Annotated in this window: 3 protein-coding genes; all 3 read right to left on the bottom strand. The window is 70.0% G+C overall.

The annotated features are described in order from the left end of the window. Nucleotides 1–566, bottom strand: a 566-nt coding sequence (locus KDH83_RS30595; RefSeq protein ID WP_249205465.1) for an amidase family protein, incomplete at its 3' end; no start/stop codon positions are given. 68 nt (nucleotides 567–634) lie between these two features. Further along, nucleotides 635–1318 (bottom strand): DUF2848 domain-containing protein, encoded by a 684-nt coding sequence (locus tag KDH83_RS30590; protein ID WP_212322777.1) that lies wholly within the window; start codon nucleotides 1316–1318, stop codon nucleotides 635–637. A 127-nt stretch (nucleotides 1319–1445) separates the two neighbouring features. Then, nucleotides 1446–1649 (bottom strand): TRAP transporter large permease subunit (locus tag KDH83_RS30585; RefSeq protein ID WP_212322775.1); only part of this gene is annotated, 204 nt, incomplete at its 5' end.

Here is a 1649-nt window from a genome sequence, read left to right as displayed (position 1 = left end):
AGCCCGCACAGCGCCGCCGGGATCCGCACCGAGCCGCCGGTGTCCGAGCCGATGGCGGCGGCGGCCATGCCGTCGGCCACCGATACCGCCGCGCCCGACGAGGAGCCGCCGGGGATGCGGCCGGTGGCGCGGTCCCAGGGATTTAGCGGCGTGCCGTAATGCGGATTGATGCCCAGGCCCGAGTACGCGAACTCGGTCATGTTGGTGCGGCCGACGATGACCGCGCCGGCGGCGATCAGCCGGTCCACCACCACGGCATTGTGTTCGGCGGCAGGCTCGCCTTCGCGCGCCACCGAGCCGGCCATGGTGGTTTCTCCCTTGACGTCGAACAGGTCCTTGATGCTGACGGGCAGGCCCTCCACCGCCGAGCGGACCACCCCGGCCGCGCGCAGCGTGTCCGAGGCGCGCGCCTGGGCCAGCGCCGATTCGGCGTACAGCCGGGTATAGGCGCGGGCGCCCTCGCCCGCCGGATCCGTGGCGCGCGCCAGCGCCTGTTCGGTCAGCTGGACGGAGGTCGTGCTGCCCTCTTCGAGGGCCGTCGTCAGTTCATTCAAGGTCAATGGCATAGCGATCCAAAGCGCCGCCGCGCGGCATGAGAGAAATACAGACGTGTCAGGGACTGCCCGGGCCGGCCTCAGGCCACCACCGGCAGTTCCTCGACATGATACCGGTGCCGCAGGCTGCGCTGGCGACGCGGGTCATACAGTTCCATGCTGAAGTCGGCCGCCGGACGGATGCCGCCGATGGCGCCCACGGTGCCGCAGGTCATGCCGGCGCCTTCCGGCAGCACCGCCGCGCCGCCGGTGTAGCCGGCAATCAGGTCCTGCGGCGTGCGCAGGCTGGCCAGCGGGCCTTCCTGGTACAGCACGCGCTCGCCGTTCTCGACGATGTACGAGCGGATGACCAGCTCGTCCCAGTGGCCCGCCACGTCGGCCAGCGGCCAGGCCGCGCGCGCCACCGGCTTGACGCAGACCTGCTTGGACAGCGCCACGCTGTAGGTCTCCAGCTTGCGGTCGGTGTGGTCCGAAGCGATGCTGACATACATCTCGCCGTCGACGGCGAAGACGAAGGTCTCGACCTCGCCCGACGAATCGCCGCCCACGGCCTGCACCGTCTCGGCCTGGGTCAGCTGGTTGTCGGCAATGCGGTAGTACAGCGGCACGCTGGTGGGACGCGGCACGCCGATGGCGGCCAGTTCCTCGATGTGATGCTCGATGGCGGCCATGTCGCGCCCGGCCCAGCCGGCGACGATCAGGGTGTTGAAGTCGACCTCGACCTGGCGAGGGGTCGAACCTTCGATCTGGAATACGGCTTTCATGTCTGTCCTGCCAATGAGTGATGAGTGGGATGGCCCGCCGCGCGGGCGCCTGCCCCGCATCGGGGCGATGGGAACCCCGGGGCGGCACGGGCGCCGCCCGGGAAGAGTCAAGAGAAAATGCGCCTGCCTAGCCGAAGGCGCGCGGCAGCCACAGCGCCAGGTCCGGCCACCATGCCAGCAGCGCCAGCATCACGGCCATGGCCAGCACGAACGGCAGGCTGCCGACGATGACCGCGCCCATGGAACCGCTCTTGCGCAGGCTCTGCACCACGAACAGGTTCAGACCCACGGGCGGCGTGATCAGCGCGGCCTCGACCAGGATGATGAACGA

The sequence above is a fragment of the Achromobacter sp. Marseille-Q0513 genome, from assembly GCF_018195695.1.
GTDB lineage: Bacteria > Pseudomonadota > Gammaproteobacteria > Burkholderiales > Burkholderiaceae_B > Achromobacter.
The sequence above is the reverse complement of the archived record's forward strand: the minus strand, read 5'-3'. Positions and strand labels throughout refer to the sequence as shown.

Excerpts from the sequence above, each read along its gene's own strand:
- KDH83_RS30590 (WP_212322777.1), bottom strand. The coding sequence starts at position 1,318 with ATGAAAGCCGTATTCCAGATCGAAGGTTCGACCCCTCGCCAGGTCGAG.